21 protein-coding genes are annotated in these 19,591 nt (G+C 68.1%); 12 read left to right on the forward strand and 9 right to left on the reverse strand.

The features are described 5' to 3' along the window. Nucleotides 1-20: 20 nt before the first annotated feature. From KZ810_RS06085 to KZ810_RS06120, 8 genes are all read left to right on the forward strand, one after another. Nucleotides 21-221: a YnbE family lipoprotein gene (locus KZ810_RS06085; RefSeq protein WP_308461501.1), complete on the forward strand. Its 201-nt coding sequence runs from the start codon at nt 21-23 to the stop codon at nt 219-221. A gap of 3 nt (nt 222-224) precedes the next feature. Then, on the forward strand, nt 225-614 hold the full coding sequence (locus KZ810_RS06090; RefSeq protein ID WP_219768099.1) for a YdbL family probable chaperone protein: 390 nt from the start codon (nt 225-227) through the stop codon (nt 612-614). A 243-nt stretch (nt 615-857) separates the two neighbouring features. Next, nucleotides 858-1,178: an AtpZ/AtpI family protein gene (locus tag KZ810_RS06095; RefSeq protein WP_219768100.1), complete on the forward strand. Its 321-nt coding sequence runs from the start codon at nt 858-860 to the stop codon at nt 1,176-1,178. A 38-nt stretch (nt 1,179-1,216) separates the two neighbouring features. Next, on the forward strand, nt 1,217-2,005 hold the full coding sequence (locus KZ810_RS06100) for a F0F1 ATP synthase subunit A (protein WP_093005532.1): 789 nt from the start codon (nt 1,217-1,219) through the stop codon (nt 2,003-2,005). Nucleotides 2,006-2,088: 83 nt separating this feature from the next. Beyond that, entirely contained in the window at nt 2,089-2,316 is a 228-nt protein-coding gene (locus KZ810_RS06105; RefSeq protein ID WP_019515901.1) for a F0F1 ATP synthase subunit C, read from the forward strand. Nucleotides 2,317-2,370: 54 nt separating this feature from the next. Continuing rightward, complete coding sequence (locus KZ810_RS06110; protein WP_219768101.1) at nt 2,371-2,865, forward strand: F0F1 ATP synthase subunit B family protein; 495 nt, start codon at nt 2,371-2,373, stop codon at nt 2,863-2,865. Continuing rightward, nucleotides 2,858-3,493: a F0F1 ATP synthase subunit B family protein gene (locus tag KZ810_RS06115; protein ID WP_219768102.1), complete on the forward strand. Its 636-nt coding sequence runs from the start codon at nt 2,858-2,860 to the stop codon at nt 3,491-3,493. The genes KZ810_RS06110 and KZ810_RS06115 overlap by 8 nt, the downstream gene beginning before the upstream one ends. Before the next feature lie 158 nt (nt 3,494-3,651). Beyond that, complete coding sequence (locus KZ810_RS06120) at nt 3,652-4,029, forward strand: JAB domain-containing protein (protein ID WP_219768103.1); 378 nt, start codon at nt 3,652-3,654, stop codon at nt 4,027-4,029. Here the strand turns inward: KZ810_RS06120 and KZ810_RS06125 are convergent. Then, the gene (locus KZ810_RS06125) at nt 4,021-4,755 is read right to left on the reverse strand and encodes a class I SAM-dependent methyltransferase (protein WP_219768104.1); all 735 of its coding nucleotides are present in this window, start codon (nt 4,753-4,755) and stop codon (nt 4,021-4,023) included. The two genes, KZ810_RS06120 and KZ810_RS06125, sit on opposite strands and share 9 nt — an antisense overlap. Then, nucleotides 4,755-5,882, reverse strand: coding sequence for a peptide chain release factor 2 (gene prfB / locus KZ810_RS06130; RefSeq protein ID WP_219768105.1), 1,128 nt, complete (start codon nt 5,880-5,882; stop codon nt 4,755-4,757). The genes KZ810_RS06125 and prfB overlap by 1 nt, the downstream gene beginning before the upstream one ends. A 309-nt stretch (nt 5,883-6,191) precedes the next feature. Between prfB and KZ810_RS17195 the strand changes: the two genes are divergently transcribed. Next, the gene (locus KZ810_RS17195; protein WP_258044494.1) at nt 6,192-6,326 is read left to right on the forward strand and encodes a hypothetical protein; all 135 of its coding nucleotides are present in this window, start codon (nt 6,192-6,194) and stop codon (nt 6,324-6,326) included. A gap of 74 nt (nt 6,327-6,400) precedes the next feature. On the opposite strand, the gene KZ810_RS06135 is transcribed toward KZ810_RS17195, so the two are convergent. After that, nucleotides 6,401-8,917, reverse strand: a complete 2,517-nt coding sequence (locus KZ810_RS06135) for a penicillin-binding protein 1A (RefSeq protein ID WP_219768106.1) — start codon at nt 8,915-8,917, stop codon at nt 6,401-6,403. Between the two features lie 88 nt (nt 8,918-9,005). Continuing rightward, nucleotides 9,006-10,256: an N-acetylmuramoyl-L-alanine amidase gene (locus KZ810_RS06140; RefSeq protein ID WP_258044496.1), complete on the reverse strand. Its 1,251-nt coding sequence runs from the start codon at nt 10,254-10,256 to the stop codon at nt 9,006-9,008. A gap of 473 nt (nt 10,257-10,729) precedes the next feature. Here KZ810_RS06140 and KZ810_RS06145 point away from each other — a divergent pair, with 473 nt between their 5' ends. The 3 genes from KZ810_RS06145 (at nt 10,730) to KZ810_RS06155 (ending at nt 15,723) form a co-directional block, all read left to right on the forward strand. After that, nucleotides 10,730-13,504 carry an Rne/Rng family ribonuclease gene (locus KZ810_RS06145; RefSeq protein ID WP_308461512.1) on the forward strand — a complete coding sequence of 925 codons (2,775 nt, stop codon included), beginning with the start codon at nt 10,730-10,732 and terminating at the stop codon, nt 13,502-13,504. Nucleotides 13,505-13,699: 195 nt separating this feature from the next. Continuing rightward, a complete protein-coding gene (locus KZ810_RS06150; protein ID WP_258044603.1) occupies nt 13,700-15,007 on the forward strand; it encodes a M48 family metalloprotease in 1,308 nt (435 codons plus the stop codon). Then, entirely contained in the window at nt 15,004-15,723 is a 720-nt protein-coding gene (locus KZ810_RS06155) for a DsbA family protein (protein WP_219768108.1), read from the forward strand. The genes KZ810_RS06150 and KZ810_RS06155 overlap by 4 nt, the downstream gene beginning before the upstream one ends. A 74-nt stretch (nt 15,724-15,797) precedes the next feature. Here KZ810_RS06155 and KZ810_RS06160 read toward each other — a convergent pair whose 3' ends face one another. The 5 genes from KZ810_RS06160 to odhB form a co-directional block, all read right to left on the reverse strand. Then, on the reverse strand, nt 15,798-16,097 hold the full coding sequence (locus KZ810_RS06160) for a GCN5-related N-acetyltransferase (protein ID WP_219768109.1): 300 nt from the start codon (nt 16,095-16,097) through the stop codon (nt 15,798-15,800). Next, a complete protein-coding gene (locus tag KZ810_RS06165) occupies nt 16,094-16,300 on the reverse strand; it encodes a TOBE domain-containing protein (RefSeq protein ID WP_219768389.1) in 207 nt (68 codons plus the stop codon). Before KZ810_RS06165 ends, KZ810_RS06160 begins: the two co-directional genes overlap by 4 nt. A gap of 102 nt (nt 16,301-16,402) precedes the next feature. Further along, the gene (locus KZ810_RS06170; RefSeq protein WP_219768110.1) at nt 16,403-16,633 is read right to left on the reverse strand and encodes a hypothetical protein; all 231 of its coding nucleotides are present in this window, start codon (nt 16,631-16,633) and stop codon (nt 16,403-16,405) included. Between the two features lie 148 nt (nt 16,634-16,781). Beyond that, complete coding sequence (lpdA, locus tag KZ810_RS06175) at nt 16,782-18,173, reverse strand: dihydrolipoyl dehydrogenase (protein WP_219768111.1); 1,392 nt, start codon at nt 18,171-18,173, stop codon at nt 16,782-16,784. Between the two features lie 111 nt (nt 18,174-18,284). After that, nucleotides 18,285-19,577 carry a 2-oxoglutarate dehydrogenase complex dihydrolipoyllysine-residue succinyltransferase gene (gene odhB / locus KZ810_RS06180; protein WP_219768112.1) on the reverse strand — a complete coding sequence of 431 codons (1,293 nt, stop codon included), beginning with the start codon at nt 19,575-19,577 and terminating at the stop codon, nt 18,285-18,287. Nucleotides 19,578-19,591: the final 14 nt, after the last annotated feature.

A 19,591-nucleotide genomic window follows, 5' to 3' on the forward strand; every position in this document is an offset into this window, starting at 1 on the left:
GCGTAACAGGAGCAACGAGGGTGAAACGAATCGCACGTGGACGTTTGGTGGTGCGGTGGTTGGCGGGTGCGGCGCTCTTGATCAACGCCGCCTGCGTCAACATCTCGGCACCGACCAAGCCGATCGAGATCAACCTCAACATCAACGTGACGCAGGAGGTGGTCTACCGCCTCGACAATGATGCAAAGTCGCTGATCAAGCAGAACCCGGGGATATTCTGAGCCATGACGCCCAAGACCGCCAAGACCATCACGATGCTCGCCGCCGCGGTGACGCTGGCGGGCGTGTCGGGCGCTGCCGTCGCGCAGCGCGACCCCGCCTATGCCGCCGCCCGGTCGGCGGGCGAGGTGGGTGAGCAGCCCGACGGCTATCTCGGCGTCGTGGGCGCGGGCAACGCGCAGCTGCGCGCGCTGGTCAGCAACATCAACATCCAGCGCAAGGCCGCCTATACGCAGAAGGCGCAGGCATCGGGCGCGACCGTCGAGCAACTCGCCTTCACCAGCGGATGCAACCTCATCGCGCAGACGCAGGCGGGCGAGAAGTATCGCACCCCCGCGGGCAGCTGGGAAACCCGCGGCAGCGGCGCGCCGACCCGCGATCCGCGCTGCGTCTGAACTTAAGGGCGACCGGGGCGACGAAAGCGTTCGTCCCGTGCCCGCCCGGATGAAGCTGCCGGGTCAAATTACGGCTTGATCGTCCGGCGTCATCGGCGGCGTTCGTGCGGCGTCGCCGATGACGCGATTGTCACAATGGTTGACACCCCCCGACCCCCCGGCTAACCGGACGGCGCCTTGGCGGGGGTCGCTTGCCCACCGTGCGCTCAACTCCCCGGCTCAATGGATGTGGAGAGGTGGCGCATGGCGGATAACGGTTCCGGACAGGATTTCCACGACGCGGAGGACCCGCGGCTCGCCTCGCTGGATCAGCGATTGGAACGGGCCCGCAGGGACGAAGCGAAGCGCACGGGGGTGGTGCGTGACGATGGCGAAGCGGGCTATCAGCTCGGCAACCGCGTCCTGGCCGCCCTTATCGGAAGTCTCGTCGGCTCGGCGCTGATCGGCTGGCTCATCGACCGCTGGTTCGGCACCACGCCCTGGGCGCTGATCGTCGCGCTGTTCCTCGGAATCGCGGTGGCGTTCAGGCAGATCATTCGGTTAACGACCAAGCGCCCGGAATAACGGGCGCTTGACGTATGTGGGAAGCACAAGGGGCTAACGTGGCGGCAGAAGGCGGCAAGATCGATCCGATGCACCAGTTCCTGATCGAGCCCGTGCTCGGTCTGCGCTGGAATGTGGCGGGCTATGATCTGTCCTTCACCAATTCCGCATTGTGGATGGTGATCACGCTGGTCACGTTGTGGCTGTTCATGCTCGGCGGCATGAAGCGCGAACTGGTGCCCGGTCGCTGGCAGGCGGCGGTGGAGGGCTTCACCGGGTTCGTGCAGAACATGCTGACCTCGAACATCGGGCCCGAGGGCAAGCGCTTCGTGCCCTATGTCTTCTCGCTGTTCATGTTCATTCTGTTCGCGAACATCCTCGGGCTGATGCCGGTCGGCATCGTGCCGGGCTGGCACCCCTTCACCGTGACGAGCCACCTGACCGTCACCGGCGTGCTCGCGATCATCAGCTTCTCGATCGTGCTGATCGTCGGCTTCGGTCGCCACGGCTTCCACTTCTTCAGCCTGTTCGTGCCGCACGGCACGCCGGTCATCATGATCCCGCTGATCTTCGTGGTCGAGCTGATGAGCTTCCTCGTCCGCCCGTTCAGCCTCGGTCTCCGACTGTTCGTCGCGATGACCGCGGGGCACATCCTGCTGAAGGTGCTGGCCGCGTTCGTGATCAACGGCATCAACCTCGGGCCGGGCTATGTCGCGATCGTCTCGCTGCCCAGCTTCGTGCTGATGCTCGGCATCACGCTGCTCGAGCTGCTGGTCGCCGCGATCCAGGCCTATGTCTTCGCGCTGCTCACCAGCGTCTATCTGAACGACGCGGTGAACCTGCACTGATCTCTCCCCCGCGCGCACGTGTAGGGGTGTGACTTTCGTGACTTTCCAATCCACCAATTGAACTGAACTGGGAGTATATCAAAATGGACGCAAACGCCGCCAAGCTGCTCGGTGCCGGTCTCGCTGCAATCGGCATGGGCATCGCTGCCCTGGGCGTGGGCAACGTGTTCGCCGCCTTCCTCGAGGGCGCGCTGCGCAACCCGGGCGCGGCCGACGGCCAGCAGGGCCGCCTGTTCATCGGTTTCGCGGGTGCGGAGCTTCTCGGCCTGCTCGCCTTCGTGACGATGATCATCCTGGTGTTCGTCGCCTGATTATCCACCCGCCGCGCGGTGTAACGCCGCGTGGCGGGTCCTGAACGGACCGCCATGCCTCAAATCAGTCAGATCGCCGCAACCTATGCGTCCCAGATCTTCTGGCTGCTCATCACCTTCGGTATCCTGTATTTCGGGATCGGCAAGATGATGGTGCCCAGGGTCACCGGCGTGATGGACCTGCGCGAGCGTCAGATCGCCGACGACCTCGCCGCCGCCGAGCGCACCCGCGCCGAGGCGACGACGACCGAAGCCGCGTGGCAGGCCGACATGGACGCGGCGCGCGCGACCGCGCAGGCCGAGGTCGCCGCGGCCAAGCAGCGCGCGGCGCAGTCGAGCGAAGCGCAGCTTCACGCGGTCGATGAACAATTGAATGAACGCATCGCGCATCACGATCTCGCGATTGGCAACGCCAAGGCCGCCGCGATGGTCAAGGTGCAGGACATCGCCGCGGAAACGGTGCAGGAACTCGTCGCCAAGGTGGCGGGAATGACCGTCTCGCCCGACGTCGCGCATGCCGCGGTTCGCCAGGAGCTGCACAATGTCTAACGCTTCCGCAGCACCCGCGGTCGACAATCTCGCTGAGGCGACGCACGAGCAATCGTTGCAGACCGCCGATGTGCAGAACGGCAGCGGGCTCGTCGGCAACGTGTCCGAACCCGGCGGGGCCGAGCATGTCGCGGCGCCCACCGCGCTCGGCTTCAACGACACCGGCTGGGTCGGTCTCGCCGCGCTCGTCGTCCTGATCGCCGCGGTGATCTGGAAGGTGCCGGCGACGATCGGCGCGATGCTCGACAAGCGGATCGGCGAAATTCGCCGTCAGCTCGACGAGGCAGCCCAGCTGCGCCGCGAGGCCGAAACGCTGCGCGACGAATATGCGGCGCGTGCCCGCTCGGCCGAGGCCGATGCGGCGCAGATGCGCGAGAATGCGCATCACGAAGCCGCGCAGATCGTCGCCAAGGCGAAGGCCGACACCGAGGCGCTGATGGAGCGTCGCACGCGGATGGCGGAGGACAAGATCGCCGCGGCAGAGCGCGCCGCGCTCGACGAAGTCCGCGCCACCGTCGTCGCCGCCGCGACCGCCGCCGCGGGCCGCGTCATCGCCGAGCAGCATAATGCGGAGGCCGATCGCGCGCTCGTCAACAGCGCGATCCAGCGGGTCGGTCGCTTCAACTAAGCCGACCTGCCCAAAGAGATCGAAGGGGTCGCGATGCTCATGCGTCGCGGCCCTTTCTCGTTCAGTCGCTGCTTCCGATACGCAAATCCCGCATCAAACGAAGCGGACCGGTCCAGTCTCGATAGGGCACGGTTGCTGCCTCACCATAGCATCGCGCCATGCTCGACACGCCGCGCGACGCCATCGGCCTGCCGCCGCCGTTCCACGCGCTGGGCCGATTGTCGCGTGAGGTCGCGGTGACGCTCTACCTTACCCCCATCGGGGAGCACATCGGCGCGCGCCATTTCATGTCCGATCGGCGCGAGAGCGTGGACGTGTCGGTGCGGCTGATCGTGTCGGACGTGCTCGCGCTAAACGCGCAGACGGTTCTGCTGGCGCACAATCACCCACGCGGCGTGGCAGATCCCAGTCGCGAGGATATCCGCTTCACCCGCCGCCTGTTCGGCACGCTCGACACGATCGGCGTCCGGCTGCTCGACCATTATGTCGTCACCGAAAACGACTGGGTCAGTTTCCGGGCGCGCGGGTTATTGTGACGCGATCCGACACGGCTTGATCGCCGCGGGCTCGGGCCGCGCGCCGACCGCCTCGAACGTCGCCAGATACCCGCCTGCCGAGGGCATGTCGTCGAAACTGACCTGCCGGTAACCGACCGCCTCGAACTCGCAGCGCAGCAGCGCGGGGGGCGTGCCGTGGTTGGGCGTCGTGCGATTGGCATCGACGACCACCACCAGGCCGCCCGGCCGCAGCGACGGGCGCATGCGCCACAGGAACTCGTACGGCTGCGCGATCTCGTGATACATGTGGACCATCAGCACGCGGTCGAAACTGTTGGCAGGTAACCGCGGGTCGGCCGGACGCCCCAGACGGACGCTGACATTCTCCAGTCGTTGCCGCGCGACGCGCTCGCCCAGCGCATCGCGCACCGCGGGGAAGATATCCTCGGCGAGCACGCGCCCGTCCTCCCCGACGCGGGAGGCGAGGCGGATGGTGTAATAACCCTCGCCCGCGCCGATGTCGGCGACCGTCATCCCCGGACGGATGCGCGCGCCGTCCATCACCGCGCCCGCTTCGTTCAGCCGGTCACGCTCCTCCTCGTTCGACCAGCGCGACGAGACGATGTTCGCGACCGGGCGGTCGGCGGCGGGGAAGGGGCCGGGCTGTTTCGCCGCGCGCTTGATCAGCGGCTGCGAGCCGTCGCACGCGGCGAGCATCCCCGCCGCGCCGAGCAGCAACAGCGCCGACCAGGCACGCGCAGGCATCAATCGACATCCTCCACGTCGACCTTCTCGCCCGTCACGCGCTGCGAGAGCGCGGCCGCCATGAAGTCGTCGAGCGCACCGTCGAGCACGTCGCCCGGGCTGGTCGAGGTGACCCCGGTGCGCAGGTCCTTCACCAGCTGATAGGGTTGCAGCACGTAGGAGCGGATCTGGTGACCCCAACCGATGTCGGTCTTGGTCGCGTTGACCGCGTTCGCCTCTTCCTCGCGCTTGCGCAGCTCATGCTCGTACAGCCGGGCGCGCAGCTGGTTGTACGCCTCGGCCTTGTTCTTGTGCTGGCTGCGCTGGTTCTGGCACGCGACGACGATGCCGGTCGGCAGGTGGGTGATGCGCACCGCGGAGTCGGTCGTGTTGATGTGCTGACCACCCGCGCCGGACGCACGGTAGGTGTCGATCCGCAGTTCGCTGTCGTTGATCTCGATATCGATCGATTCGTCGATCACCGGATAGACCCATACCGAGGAGAAGCTGGTGTGGCGGCGCGCCGAGCTGTCGTACGGGCTGATGCGGACGAGGCGGTGCACCCCGCTCTCGGTCTTGGCATAGCCGTAGGCGTTCTCGCCTTTCAGCAGCAGCGTCGCCGACTTGATGCCGGCCTGCTCGCCCGCGTGATAGTCGATCAGCTCGACCTTCATGCCGCGGCGCTCGGCCCAGCGCGTGTACATGCGCTGGAGCATCTCGGCCCAATCCTGGCTCTCGGTACCGCCCGCGCCCGCATTGATCTCGACATAGCTGTCGTTGCCGTCCGCCTCGCCCGCGAGCAGTGCCTTGATCTTGTCGGCCTGCGCGCGCTGCGCGAGTGCCTTGAGCGCCTGCGTCCCTTCGTCCGCCATCTCGGCGTCGCCCTCGGCGTCGGCCATCTCGATCAGTTCGGCGGTGTCGGACAGCTCGCGCTCGATGTCGCGCGTCGCGGTGATCGCCTCGTCGAGGCGGCGACGCTCGCGCATCACGTCCTGCGCGGCCTTGGGATTCTCCCACAGCGTCGGGTCCTCGACGCGCGCGTTCAGCTCGTCGAGCCGCCGCAGCGCGCGGTCCCAGTCGAGAAAGCGGCGCAGCAGCGCCAGCGCCTCGTTGATGGTGTCGACATGGGCTTGCGCTTCGGCGCGCATATTCTTTTCTCCAAACGCCTCGATGCCGGCGACGCATGTGGTGAGGAGGCGCCCGGCAGTCCGTCGAACGACGGATCAATCATCACGCGATCTAGGCCGCGCGCCCGCAAACGGCAACGGGGCACACCCGATCGATGACGATCCGCCGTCGCGCGGCGGGGAAGGGGGCAGGCGACACCGTTTCGCTGTCGCAATTAACCACCTTTCCTTCCAACACCGTAGTTTCACCTACTTCGGTGCTGGTGTGGACGTCCCGCCGTGTTAACGACGTTCATGCCTTACACCGCTGGCTTGGAAGACGCGAAGCGCATGCTTGACCAACTCGAGCAATCGCGGCAGCGCGCGGGAACGACGGGTGACAGCAGCCAGTACGAACTGGCGCGCGCGCGCCTGCTCGAAAAGATCGAAGTGTACGAACGGCTGACAGCCCACCGCCCGGCCTGACGCACCGCGTCCCGATCGCGCCCGCGACGGCGCTGCGCGGCGCGGCCACGCTCCCGTCGCGGCCGCCGATACCGTCAGTAGATACCGCCCTGCTGTTGCAGGAACTCGCTGTCGCGCGGGGTTTGCGCGGCACTCGGTTGCGCGCGCGGTGCCGCGGTCGGGGCGGCGGCGGGAGCGTAGCGGCGCGGGCGGCGCGCCTCGCTCTGCGGCTTGAACGCTTCCCAGATCACGCTTGCCTTGGGATCGTCCTCGTTCGGCCACGGGCCATAGACCGGGCGGCCCGAACCGCGATCGATCCGCACCAGCCGGATGCCCGGCGGCGCGCGGAATGCGAGAACGGGCAGGTTCTCGTACGCCTTGGTCGCGAATTGCTTGAAGATCGGCACCGCCAGCGTGCCGCCCTGCGCGTAGCCACCGAGTCCGCGCGGCGAATCATAACCGATGTACAACCCACCGACCATCTGCGGCGTGCCACCGATGAACCAGACGTCGGTCGGTCCGGTATTGGTGCCCGTCTTGCCGAAGATCGGGCGGCCAAGATCGCGCAGCGCGGTGGCGGTGCCGCGCTGGATCACGCCCTCGGTGATGTGCACCATCTGGTACGCGCTCATCGCGTCGAGCACCTGGCGTCCGCGCGTGACCGGGCGGGGCATCGCGCGCCCGTTCCAGCGGGCCATGTTGCAGCCGTCGCACGCGCGCCAGTTCGCCGGCCAGATCACCTGACCGTGGCGGTCCTGCACGAAGTCGATCAGCGACGGGTCATGCCACTGCCCCTGGTTGGCGAGCACGCCGTACGCATTGACCATCCGCTCGACCGTCGTCTCGCCCGCGCCGAGCGAATAACTGAGATAGGGCGCGTAATCGCCGATCTGCATCTTCTTCATCAGTGCGACGACGTTCTTCATGCCCGTCTGCGCCGCGGCGCGCACCGTCATCAGGTTGCGCGACTGCTCGATACCCCAGCGCATTGTGTGCGGGCCCGCGCCGCGCGAGTTGCCGAAGTTGCGGAAGCATTTCTGGCCCAGCCGCGCGCCCTGATAGACGCAGAACGGCCCGTCGACGATGATCGACGCTGGCGTCATGCCATGCTCCAGCGCGGCGGAATAGACGATCGGCTTGATCGTCGAGCCGGGCTGGCGAAACGCCTGCGTCGCGCGGTTGAACGCCTGCACGCTCGCGTCGAACCCGCCCTGCATCGCGAGGATCCGTCCGCTCGACGGCTCCTGCACGACGAACCCGCCCGAGATACGCGGCACGCTGCGCAGGCTGAACGACCCGCCCGACGGCGCGACCGCGACGATGTCGCCGACCTTGATCTGCCCGAACGCGGGCGTGCCGGTGCCGCGCGCCGGCATCTGCGCGTTCGCGCGCGGCAGCATCCCCGTGCGCCCGTCGGCGAACCCCAGCGACAGCTCGCCACCGTCGCGCGCGTAGACGATCGCGGCGCGCCAGTCCTTGTAATCGAGCTGGATGTTGGTGCCGAGCAGCGCGCCCTGCCACTGTTCGGGATCGTCCAGGTCGACATGGCGCAGCGGCCCCGACCAGCCGCGCCCGCTCTCGTAGCGCAGCAGCCCGTCGCGCAGCGCCTCCGCCGCGTAACGCTGCACCTGCGGGTCGAGCGAGGTGCGAACCCACAGCCCGCCCGAATAGACGCTGTACGGCCCCGCCTCGGCATTCTCGCCGAACTTGTCGATCAACTGGCGGCGTACTTCCTCGACGAAATAGCCCCCGACGCGCTCGAACTTGGGCGTGCGGCGGCGGATCGCGCCGATCGGCTCGGCGTTCGCAGCGCGCGCCTGCGCGGCCGTGATGAAGCCGTTGCGCGCCATCTCGCGCAGCACATAATTGCGCCGCTCGAGCGCGCGTTCGGTGTTGCGGAACGGATCGTAGTTCGCGGGCCCCTTGGGCAGGATCGCCAGATACGCCAGTTGCGCGAGCGAGAGCTCGGGCAATTCCTTATCGAAATACGCGTGGCTCGCCGCCTCGACGCCGTAGGCGTTCCGCCCGAGGAAAATCTGGTTGAGGTACAATTCCAGAATCTGCTGCTTGGTCAGCGTCTGCTCGATGCGATAGGCGAGGATCGCCTCGCGGACCTTGCGCGTCGGGGAATATTCGTTGCCGATCAGCAAGTTTTTCGCGACCTGCTGCGTGATCGTCGATCCGCCGCGCGCGCGTTGCCCGGTGCCGAACTTGCTCGCGTAATCGACCACCGCCCCCGCCAGGCCGGGGAAATCGACGCCGTGATGCTCGAAGAACGTCTTGTCCTCCGCGGCCAGGAACGCGCGGATGAGCAGCGGGGGATATTCGGCGAACGAGAGCTGGACGCGCCGTTCGCGCGCGTAGGAATAGATCGGCGCGCCATCGATCCCGCGTACGTTGGTCGGCAGCGGCGGCTCGTACGCCTTCAACTTTTCGACCGAGGGCAGATCCCGCGCGAAGATCAGCCAAAACGCGCCGATCGCGACGAGCATCAGCGCGACCAGCGCCGCGAACCAGCGCACCAGCCGTCGGCGCCACAATCCGCCGACCGCGCCGCCGACCCGGCCGGCGCCCTGATCGTCTGTCGTCTTTTCCGAAGGGGAAGAAGCCATATGGTCCGCGCGTTTAGCACGTTCCGCGCCGCGCGAAAGCGCCGCTGCCCAGCGGGTCGATCAGCGCGCGTGCTGCGACGGGTGTGCGTCAGCGCAGCGCGAGGCGGCGTGCGAAGTAGATTTCCACCGCGCGGCGGACGCTTTCGGCCACGTTCGCGCGCCCTTCGTTGCTCGCGAGAAAGGCCGAGTCGCTCGCGTTCGAAATATAGCCCGCCTCCAGCAGGATCGACGGCGTGTCGGGCGCCTTCAGCACCATCAGCGATGCCATGCGGTGGAAATTGGGCTTGATCGCCATCAACGGCTGCGCCTCGCGCCCCAGCAATCGTGCGAAACCCGCCGACGCGTTCATCGTCTCGCGCTGCGTCAGGTCGATCAGGATCGACGACACGTCGGGATTGCGGTCGAGATCGACGCCGTTGATGATGTCGACCTTGTTCTCGCGCGCGGCGAGACGCGCGGCTTCCTTGTCGCTCGCGACCTCGGACAAGGTGTAGGCGGTCGCGCCCGACGCCTCGGTCGACAGCGCGCTGTCGCAGTGGATCGAGATGAATAGGTCGGCCTTCAGCTTGCGCGCGACGCCATAGCGCTCGCGCAGCACGAGGAAGCGGTCGTCGTCGCGGGTCAGTGCGACGCGGACGCGGCCCGATTTCAACAGCGCGTCGCGGACCGCCAGCGCCATCTTAAGCGTCAGATCCTTCTCGCGCAATTCGCCGTCGGGGGAGATCGAGCCTGGGTCGTGCCCGCCGTGGCCCGCATCGATGACGACCAGCGGCCGGCTGGCGTCGCCGCGGATCCGCGGCATCGGCAGCGCGCCCCGCGCCGCGGGCACCGCCTGCGACACGGTATAGGCGGCGGTGCGCGCCATCGGCTCAGCGCGGCCGGTCCAGCTGAGCGGCGCGTGCGTGCTCGCGGCGGCGAATTGCTGCGCCGCGACCGGGCGCAGCCGCAGGCGCAGCTCGCGCCCGTTGTCGCCGAAGCCGCCGCGCTCCACGATCATCGGTTCGGCGAGGTCGAGCACGACGCGCGCGCCGTCCGCCCCGCGCACGCCCTGGCGGACCGAGGTGATCACCCCGTCACGGTCGCGGTCGCCATTGCCGGAGCCCGGCCGCGCGCCGTCGATATCGACCGCGATCCGCTGCGGCTCGGCGAGAAGGAAGCTGGACGCGGCGGCGACCGCGTCGTCGAAGCGGATGACGACCGTGTCGTCGGACACGTCGATCCGTTCGACGGTGGCAGCCCAGCCGGGTGTTCCGGCAAACACGCCCAACAATAACGCGAGCACGATCGACACGCGGCCGCCATGCCGCGAAAGTCGATCACCCGTCCAGCGAAAAGCCATGTTACGCAACCCTTTGACTAGGACTGCCGGTGTAGGCGGCGGGTCTCAAATACGGGTTGCGTTTCGGGGTTAACGGGCCGTTCGGGACGATTTGCCGGCAAGATGCTGCCGCCTGGCCTGCAAGAACCGGCAGTTGATGCCTCGCTTAACCAATGCTAGCAGTCGTCTGACCGGAGTAGTGCACGCGCACGTGAAGCTTCGGTGACACTGTCCGACCGGCCTTCTGCCGGTGCCGGGCCATCAGGTTGACGTCCGCATGTTGCATCCCGCCCGTTCGCTGTTCCGCCCGGCCTCTGCCGGCGGAGCGGGCGCGGCGTTTCCCGGCCATCAGGCGTCCGGGGCTGCACGGTGGACGAAGGCATTTTCTGCAACATCGTGCGCGCCCGGCAAGCTGCGGCGCGCGACCCCTTATCGCGCGGGCGCACCGCTAGCCGGACGGCCCAGCGCGCGGAGAACAATCAATGACCACGCGTATGCTGATCGACGCACGCCACCGGGAGGAGACCCGGGTCGCCGTCGTCAAGGGTAACCGGATCGAGGAATTCGATTTCGAAAGTGCCGAGCGCAAGCAGCTCAAGGGCAACATCTATCTCGCCAAGGTGACGCGCGTCGAGCCGTCGCTCCAGGCCGCGTTCGTCGATTATGGCGGCAACCGCCACGGCTTCCTCGCCTTTTCCGAAATCCACCCCGATTACTACCAGATCCCGAAGGAGGACCGCGACGCGCTGCTCCGCGAAGAAGCCGAGCACGCCGCCGAGGAAGCCAAGCTGCGCGCCGAACTCGACGCCGAGGACGCGGGCTTCGACGAGGACGACGACGCGCACGGCGACGACGATGCGCACGACGGCGACGACCGGCACGACGACGATCACGGCGACGACGACGACGCGCACGACGATCACGTCGACGAGGCGGGCGGCGACGACGCCGGCGAGGGTCCGGGGGGCCGCCGCCGCAAGGGCCGCCGCTCGAACGGCGATGATCAGGTCGAGGCGCTGCGCCAGCGCCGCATGAACCTGCGCCGCCGCTACAAGATCCAGGACGTGATCCGCCGCCGTCAGGTGCTGCTGATCCAGGTTGTCAAGGAAGAGCGCGGCAACAAGGGCGCGGCGCTGACGACCTATCTGAGCCTTGCCGGGCGTTACTGCGTGCTCATGCCCAACACGTCGCACGGCGGCGGGATCAGTCGCAAGATTTCGAACGCGGGCGATCGCAAGCGGTTGAAGGCGATCATGGCGGACCTCGAGCTGCCGTCGTCGATGGGCTGCATCGTGCGCACCGCGGGACTCCAGCGCACCAAGACCGAGATCAAGCGCGACTTCGACTATCTCGCACGGCTGTGGGACGAGATCCGCGACAAGACGCTGACCTCGTCGGCGCCCGCGCTCGTCTACGGCGACAGCGACCTGATGAAGCGCGCGATCCGCGACATCTACAACAAGGACATCGACGAGGTGATCGTCGAGGGTGACGAAGGTTATCGTCAGGCGAAGGACTTCATGCGCCTGTTGATGCCGACGCACGCGCGCAAGGTGAAGCATTACAGCGACCCGATCCCGCTGTACCAGCGCGCCGGCGTCGAGGATCAGCTCGCCGCGATGTACCATCCCGTGGTGCAGCTGAAGTCGGGCGGGTACCTCGTCATCAACCCGACCGAGGCGCTCGTCTCGATCGACATCAACTCGGGCCGCTCGACGCGCGAGCACAATATCGAGCAGACCGCGACCGCGACCAACCTCGAGGCGGCGCAGGAGATCGCGCGGCAGCTGCGTCTGCGCGACATGGCGGGTCTGGTCGTCATCGACTTCATCGACATGGATCACGGATCGAACGTCCGTAAGGTCGAGAAGGCGATGAAGGAGGCGCTCAAGAACGATCGCGCGCGCATCCAGGTCGGCCGCATCTCGTCGTTCGGTCTGATGGAAATGAGCCGCCAGCGTCTGCGGACCGGCGTGCTCGAGGCATCGACCCGCCAGTGCCCGCATTGCGAGGGCACGGGTCTGGTGCGCACCGCATCGTCGGCGGGTCTCTCTGCGCTGCGCCTGATCGAGGACGAGGCGGCGCGCGGGCGCGGCTCGCACCTCACCTTGCGTTGCAGCCAGGAAGCAGCGTTCTACGTCCTCAACCGCAAGCGCGGCGACATCGCTGAGATCGAGGATCGCTACGGCGTCCAGGTCGACATCCTCGCCGACGGTGAGGAGGAGGGCGCGCGCATGTCGGTCGAGGCCGCCGGTCCGCCGCCCGCCTACGCGCCCAAGTTCGACGCGCCGATGATCGAGGTCGAGGAAGACATCGAGGACGAGTACGAAGTCGAGGAAGAGGAAGCGGTCGAGGACGCGCCCGCCGAGCGCGAGGAGCGCGAGCGAGACGCGGGCGATCGTGACGGTGGCCGCCGCCGCCGCCGTCGTCGCGGTCGCCGCAATCGCGGCCGTGGCGAGGGCGATGAGGCGCACGGTGACGACGCCGAGACAGCCGACACCGACGAGCCGAGCGACGCGGTCGAGGGTGACGAGTCAGAGACCGTCGAAGCGGCGGTCGGTGGCGAGACGGGTGACGAGGCGCCTACCAGCAATGGTCGCCGCCGCCGTCGCAACCGCCGCGGTCGCCGCCGCGACGGTCAGGGCGCAATTGCCGCTGACGCCGTCGGCGAGACCTCGGTCGACGATGACACCGCGGTTGACACCGGGGCGGACGACGCACCCGAGGTCGAGCAGGACGCGGTCGTCGACGCCGAGCCCGCGGTCGCTGAACCCACGGCCGGGGAACCCGTCGCCGACGAGCTCGCACCCGAACCAGCCGCGAAGCCCAAGACCCGCCGTCGCCCGCGCGCGCGCGCCGCGGAAGCAGCCGAGGCTCCGGCCGTCGCCGACGCCGAACCGGTGGTCGAGGAAGCGCCCGCCGCGACCGAGGCACCCGCCAAGCCGAAGCGCACCCGGCGCAAGAAGTCGGATGCGCCCACCGTCGACGCGGGGGATGCCGCGCCGGTCACGAGCGGCCTACCGGCACCCGACACCGCCGAGGTGGAGGCTGCACCCGCCAAGCCCAAGCGGACGCGGCGCAAGAAGGCCGATGCAGCGCCTGCTGAACCAACCGACGCCGCGCCGGTAGCAGCCGAGCCGGTCGAGATCGCCGCGGAAGACGCACCGGCGACCGCCGATGCCGATGCCGCGAGCGACGCAGCCAGTGAGCCCGCCGAGGCCGAGAATGCGCCGCGCCGCGGCTGGTGGCAGCGTACCTTCGGCAACTGATCGCGACGCCGTCGCCCGGACGCTTCAGCGGTGGTTCACCGCCACCGCCGCAAGTGTCCGGGCGATGCGCTGCTATGATCCCGCGCCGTTCGGCGCTACGGTGACGCTTATGCGTCACCCCTCGTCCCCGGCATCGACCCGCGCGAGCGCTGCGCGGTGATCCGCCGCGTCATCGCGCTGGTCGCGGGTGCCGCGATGCTCGCCGCCGTCCCGGTCCAGGCGCAGTCGCTGCTGCGCGATGCCGAGACGGAAGCGCTGTTCCACGACATGTCCGCGCCGATCGTGACCGCGGCGGGCCTGCGTCCCAACGACGTCCAGTTTGCTTTGGTCAACGATGGGTCGATCAACGCCTTCGTCGTCGGCGGGCAGACGGTCTACATCCACTCGGGGCTGATCGAGGCCGCGGATAATGTGAACCAGGTTCAGGGCGTCATCGCGCACGAGCTCGGGCACATCGCAGACGGTCATGTCGCCAACGCTGACGCGGGGCAGAAGCCCGCGATGGCGATGTATCTGCTCTCGATGGTGCTCGGCCTCGCGACTGCGGCGGCGGGCGGCGGCGCGGCGGGTATGGGCGTGATGGCGGCGGGGCAGCAAGCCGCTATGGGCCATTATCTCGCCTTCACGCGGACGCAGGAGGCGACCGCGGACGCGAGCGCGGTCAAATATCTGAAGACCGCCGGCATCTCGGCAAAGGGTATGCTTACCTTCTTCAAGACGTTGCAGCAGCAGGAATATCGCTACGGGCTCGGCAACATCGACCCGTTCATGCAGTCGCACCCGCTGTCGGGCACGCGCATCGCGACGCTGGAAGGCGACGTGAAGGAATCGCCCTACTTCAACAAGCCGATCGACGCGCAATTGCAGGAGCGGTTCCGCCGCGTGAAGGCCAAGCTGCTCGGCTACGTCGCCGATCCCAAGCGGACGCTCAACGAATATCCCGACACCGATCAGTCGATCTACGCGCATTATGCGCGCGCCTACGCCTATCACAAGGCTGGCTATCCCGATCGCGCCGACGCGGAGGCCGCCGCGCTGATCAAGGCAAAACCCGACGACCCTTATTTCCAGGAGATCGTCGGGCAGATCATGCTCGAGGCAGGGCGGCCGAAGGACGCGCTGGTCCCCTTACGCGCCGCCTTCGAGGGGACGCGCAGCAACCCACTGATCGGCACCACCTACGGCCACGCGCTGATCGCGACCGAGAACCCGGCGAATTACGACGAGGCGAAGCGCGTGCTGCGCGTTGCGGTCCAGCGCGACGACGAGAATCTGTTCGCGTGGTTCCAGCTTGGCACCGTCTACGAACGCACTGGCGACGAGGCGCGCGCGGCACTCGCAGGGGCGGAGCAGGCGAGCCTGACCGGGGATACGCGAACCGCGGCGGTGCGTGCGCGCATGGCGATGGCGGGTCTGCCGAAAAATACGCCCGACTGGATCAGGGCACAGGACATTTCGATGACGTCGCAGGACGTGATCGACAAGGGCAAGAAGCGCAAATGAACCGGGCGACATTGTTGGGCATGGTGGCGCTCGGCGCGGCATTCGGCGCGGGTGGCATGTTCCTCGCCGACCGCGTCGCGCCGGGGGATCTGGGCAGCGCGGACAAGGCGCGCGTCGAGCGCGTTGTGCGCGATTACGTGCTCGCCAACCCCGACCTCATCCCGCAGGCGATGCAGAAACTGCAGGAACGCGACACCGCGCGCGCGGTGGCGGCGAGCCGCGGCACGATCCAGGAGCCGTATGCGGGGGCGTGGATCGGCAATCCCAAGGCCGACGTGACGCTGGTCGAATATTACGACTATAATTGCGGTTTCTGCCGCGCGACGCTCCCAGTGTTGCAGAAGCTGGTCGACCAGGACCCCAATCTGCGGATCGTGTTCAAGGAGCTTCCGGTGCTGTCGACGGAGAGCCGCGTCGCCGCGCGCGTCGCGCTGGCGGCTGCGCAGCAGAACCGGTTCAAGCCGTTCCACGACGCGCTCTACGCCGCCGGACCGGTCAGCGACGCGACGATCGCCGCGGCGGGGCGTGCCTCCGGCGTCAATGTCGCCGCGATTCCCGCCGACGCCGACGCGACGATCCGCGAGAATCTCGAAACCGCGGCCAAGCTCGGCATCACCGGGACGCCTAGCTGGGTCGTCGGCGATCAGGTGCTGACCGGCGCGCTGCCGATCGACCAGCTCCAGTCCGCAATCGCGCGCGCCCGCGCGACGGGGTGAGGGGCAACCCTCCCAAACGATTGGCGCGAGGCGTCGCGTCGGACGGTATCGCGACGCGTGACCGGTATCCGCGCTTAGCGCGCCAGCTTGCCCCGCCACGCCAGCGACTGACGGTTGAGCGCCCCCAGATCGGCGCTGCCCGCGATCACCGCCTCGCCCATCTGAATCGCGCGCGCGAGCACTGCCGCATCGGCGTGGCGATACGCCGGACGCTCAGGGATCGCATCGTACCAGACGCCGCCTACCGCGGTGTCGAGCAGGATGCGCTGGAAACAGTGATCGCTCCGCACTGGCCAGCCGCGCGCGGCGGCGAGCGCAGGCATCGTCTCGCGCTTCAGCGTCAGCCAGCGCTGTTCCAGCGCATCACACGTCACTTGCCGATCAGGACGTCGCTCGCCTTCACCAGCACCGTCACCCGGTCGCCGACCGACAGGCCGAGTTCGCCGATCGCTTCCTCGGTGATCGAGGAGGTGACGATGTTGCCACCGCCGATATCGATCTTGATCGTGCCGTTGACCGCGCCCGGGTTGATCGCGGTGATCGTGCCCGGGAATTGATTGCGCGCGCTGATCTTCATGTCCGAATGTCTCCGACGCGCGGCCGGGGCGGTCGCGTCGGAGATCGTCATGCTACGCGCCCGAGGGGCGGGCAAGGCCGCACCGCCCCGTCACCTGCCGCGTCAGCCGCGATGCGGCTGCGCCTGCGTCGCCTGCTTGCGCGCGGCGACCTTGGCGCGGTGATGGCCGACCGCGCAGCCGATCGCGGCGCCCGCGACCGCGTGCCCCTTGCCGACGAAATGCCCGCCGACCCCGCCGACCGCTGCGCCCTTCAGACACCCCTTCGCCTCGGCGGGCGCGGTGGCGAGCGTGGCGGAGGTGGCGAGGGCCAGGATGATCGCTGCGTGCTTCACGGTTACTCTCCTTTTCGAAGGTGACCGTTCTGCGCCCGCCGCGCTGTCGCGGCGGTGGCGGCGGCGTTAAACTTCGGTCACCCGGACAAGCGAACGGCGGCGGCGCATCGCTGCACCACCGCCGTCATCAGGATCGCGCGGAGGTCGATCAGATGTGGATCGGCTTGCCCGTCACCGCCATCGCGGCTTCCTTGATCGCTTCCGAATGCGTCGGGTGCGCGTGGCAGGTGTAGGCGATGTCCTCGCTCGTCGCGCCGAACTCCATCGCCTGCGCGGCCTGCGCGATCATCGTCCCCGCGACCGATGCGATCGCCCAGACTCCGACGACGCGGTCGGTCTTCGCGTTCGCGATGATCTTCACGAAGCCGTCGGGCTCATGGTTGGTCTTCGCGCGGCTGTTCGCCATCATCGGGAACTTGCCGACCTTCACCTCGCCCTGTTCTTTGGCGAGCTCTTCGGTCAGCCCGACGCCCGCGATCTCGGGCCAGGTGTAGACGACCGATGGGATGATCGCGTGATTCACGATGCCGTGCTGGCCCGCGATGTTCTCCGCCACCGCGATCCCCTCGTCCTCGGCCTTGTGCGCGAGCATCGGGCCCGGGATCACGTCGCCGATCGCCCATACGCCGTCGACCGACGTGCGGAAATCATGATCGGTCTCGACCTGGCCGCGGTTGTTGGGCGACAGCCCGATCTTGTCGAGCGCGAGGCCATCGGTGTTGGCGCGGCGGCCGATTGAGACGAGCACGCAGTCGGCGGTGAGCGTCGTCGCCTCGCCACCCGCGGCGGGCTCGAGCGTCAACGTCGCGGTCGTCCCGTCAGAGGTGATGCCGGTCACCTTGGTACCGAGCTTGAACTCGATCCCCTGCTTCTTGAAGATCTTGTTCGATTCCTTGCGGACGTCGCCGTCGAAGCCGGGCAGGATCTGATCGAGGAATTCGACGCAGGTGACCTTGGCGCCCAACCGCCGCCACACGCTGCCGAGCTCGAGCCCGATCACGCCGCCGCCGATCACCACCATATGCTCGGGCACCTTGGGCAGCTCGAGCGCGCCGGTCGAATCGACGATCACCTTCTGGTCGATCTCGACGCCCGGCAGCGGCGTGACGGTCGAACCGGTCGCGATGACGATGTTCTTCGCGGTCACGCGCTCGCCCGCGACGGTGACGGTGTGCGCATCCTCGAACGCGGCGCGGCCCTTCAGCCACGTCACCTTGTTCTTCTTGAACAGGAATTCGATGCCGCCGGTCAGCTGCTTGACCGCGTCGCGGCGCTGCCCGTGCATCGCCTCGAGGTCGAGCTCGGGCGTCACCTTGATGCCCATCTTCGCCATCGCGCCGTTCGCCGCGGCGTCGAAATATTCGGATGCGTGGAGCAGCGCCTTCGACGGGATGCAACCGACGTTGAGGCAGGTGCCGCCCAGCGTCTCACGGCTCTCCGCGCACGCGGTCTTGAGCCCGAGCTGCGCGGCGCGGATCGCGGCGACGTAGCCGCCGGGGCCGGCGCCGATCACCAGCACGTCATAATCGTATTCAGCCATCGTACTTCTCCCGGGCATCAGACCGGCGCGAAGGCCGGCGTCTCGCGCGGCAGGAGCGATGCGCCCCGGGGCACGAGACCCCGGCCGCAGCCGGGGTGACGCTTGATATGATTACAGGTCGATCAGGATTCGAGTGGGGTCCTCGATCGCGTTCTTCAAGGCGACGAGGAAAGTCACCGCCTCGCGACCGTCGATCAGGCGGTGGTCGTAGCTGAGCGCCAGATACATCATCGGGCGCACCACGACCTGGCCGTTCACCACCACCGGGCGATCCTCGATCCGGTGGAGGCCCAGTACCGCCGACTGCGGCGGGTTGATGATCGGGGTCGACATCAGCGAGCCGAACACGCCGCCGTTCGAGATCGTGAACGTGCCGCCACGCATCTCGTCCATCTTGAGCGTGCCGTCCTTCGCGCGGCGGCCGAAGTCGCCGATCGTCTTCTCGATCCCGGCGACCGACAGGTCCTGCGCGTCACGGATGACGGGAACGACCAGACCGCCCGGCGACGACACCGCGACCGAGATGTCGGCGTAATCGTGGTAGACGATCTCGTCCCCCTCGATCGAGGCGTTGACGGATGGGATGTCCTTCAGCGCCATCGTCGCGGCCTTCACGAAGAAGCCCATGAAGCCCAGGCGGACGCCGTGCTTCTTCTCGAAGAGGTCCTTGTACTTGGCGCGCGCCTCGATCACCGCGGTCATGTCGACGTCGTTGAACGTCGTCAGCATCGCGGCGGTGTTCTGCGCTTCCTTCAGGCGCTTGGCGATCGTCTGGCGCAGGCGCGTCATTTTGACGCGCTCTTCGCGGCGCGCGGGCGCGGAGCCCGCGTCCGCGCGGCCGGCGGTGGCGGCGCCACCGTCCGACGTGCCCGCGGCAGGCGCAGCCGCCGGCTTGGACGACGCGGCCGCGGCAACGTCTTCCTTGGTCAGGCGGCCGTCCTTGCCGGTGCCCTTGATCGTCGCGGGATCGACGCCGTGCTCCAGCACCGCGCGGCGGACCGAGGGGGAGAGCGCGGCGGGGCCTTCGCCCGCGACCGGGGTCGCGCCGTGGTTGCCATAGCCGCCGGCGGTCGGCGTCGCGCCGCCCTGACCGCTACCGCCCGTCGATGCGGCGGGGGCCTGCGTCACCGCGGGCTGCGGTGCGCTCGCCTGCGCCGGTGCCGCGCCGCCCGCGTCGACCGTCGCGAGCAATGCGCCCACCTCGACCGTGTCGCCGACCTTGACCGCGTGCTCGCCCATCACGCCCGCGACCGGCGAGGGGACCTCGACCGAGACCTTGTCGGTCTCGAGGCTCGCGATCGGCTCGTCGGCGGCGACCTTGTCGCCCGGCTGCTTCAGCCACTCGCCGACGGTGGCTTCGGTGATCGATTCGCCCAGCGTGGGCACCAGAACTTCGGTTGCCATAATCTATTCCTGTC

Origin of the sequence: Sphingomonas citricola (genome assembly GCF_019429535.1) — a bacterium.
Lineage (GTDB): Bacteria > Pseudomonadota > Alphaproteobacteria > Sphingomonadales > Sphingomonadaceae > Sphingomonas > Sphingomonas citricola.

What these genes read in the sequence shown, in the direction of transcription:
- KZ810_RS06150 (WP_258044603.1), top strand. Translation starts at nt 13,700, where the DNA reads ATGCTCGCCGCCGTCCCGGTCCAGGCGCAGTCGCTGCTGCGCGATGCC.
- KZ810_RS06125 (WP_219768104.1), bottom strand. Translation starts at nt 4,755, where the DNA reads ATGCCTGCGCGTGCCTGGTCGGCGCTGTTGCTGCTCGGCGCGGCGGGG.
- KZ810_RS06120 (WP_219768103.1), top strand. Translation starts at nt 3,652, where the DNA reads ATGCTCGACACGCCGCGCGACGCCATCGGCCTGCCGCCGCCGTTCCAC.
- odhB (WP_219768112.1), bottom strand. Translation starts at nt 19,577, where the DNA reads ATGGCAACCGAAGTTCTGGTGCCCACGCTGGGCGAATCGATCACCGAA.
- KZ810_RS06155 (WP_219768108.1), top strand. Translation starts at nt 15,004, where the DNA reads ATGAACCGGGCGACATTGTTGGGCATGGTGGCGCTCGGCGCGGCATTC.
- KZ810_RS06115 (WP_219768102.1), top strand. Translation starts at nt 2,858, where the DNA reads ATGTCTAACGCTTCCGCAGCACCCGCGGTCGACAATCTCGCTGAGGCG.
- KZ810_RS17195 (WP_258044494.1), top strand. Translation starts at nt 6,192, where the DNA reads ATGCTTGACCAACTCGAGCAATCGCGGCAGCGCGCGGGAACGACGGGT.
- KZ810_RS06140 (WP_258044496.1), bottom strand. Translation starts at nt 10,256, where the DNA reads ATGGCTTTTCGCTGGACGGGTGATCGACTTTCGCGGCATGGCGGCCGC.
- KZ810_RS06105 (WP_019515901.1), top strand. Translation starts at nt 2,089, where the DNA reads ATGGACGCAAACGCCGCCAAGCTGCTCGGTGCCGGTCTCGCTGCAATC.
- KZ810_RS06165 (WP_219768389.1), bottom strand. Translation starts at nt 16,300, where the DNA reads ATGAAGATCAGCGCGCGCAATCAATTCCCGGGCACGATCACCGCGATC.
- KZ810_RS06145 (WP_308461512.1), top strand. Translation starts at nt 10,730, where the DNA reads ATGCTGATCGACGCACGCCACCGGGAGGAGACCCGGGTCGCCGTCGTC.
- lpdA (WP_219768111.1), bottom strand. Translation starts at nt 18,173, where the DNA reads ATGGCTGAATACGATTATGACGTGCTGGTGATCGGCGCCGGCCCCGGC.
- prfB (WP_219768105.1), bottom strand. Translation starts at nt 5,882, where the DNA reads ATGCGCGCCGAAGCGCAAGCCCATGTCGACACCATCAACGAGGCGCTG.
- KZ810_RS06110 (WP_219768101.1), top strand. Translation starts at nt 2,371, where the DNA reads ATGCCTCAAATCAGTCAGATCGCCGCAACCTATGCGTCCCAGATCTTC.
- KZ810_RS06090 (WP_219768099.1), top strand. Translation starts at nt 225, where the DNA reads ATGACGCCCAAGACCGCCAAGACCATCACGATGCTCGCCGCCGCGGTG.
- KZ810_RS06135 (WP_219768106.1), bottom strand. Translation starts at nt 8,917, where the DNA reads ATGGCTTCTTCCCCTTCGGAAAAGACGACAGACGATCAGGGCGCCGGC.
- KZ810_RS06095 (WP_219768100.1), top strand. Translation starts at nt 858, where the DNA reads ATGGCGGATAACGGTTCCGGACAGGATTTCCACGACGCGGAGGACCCG.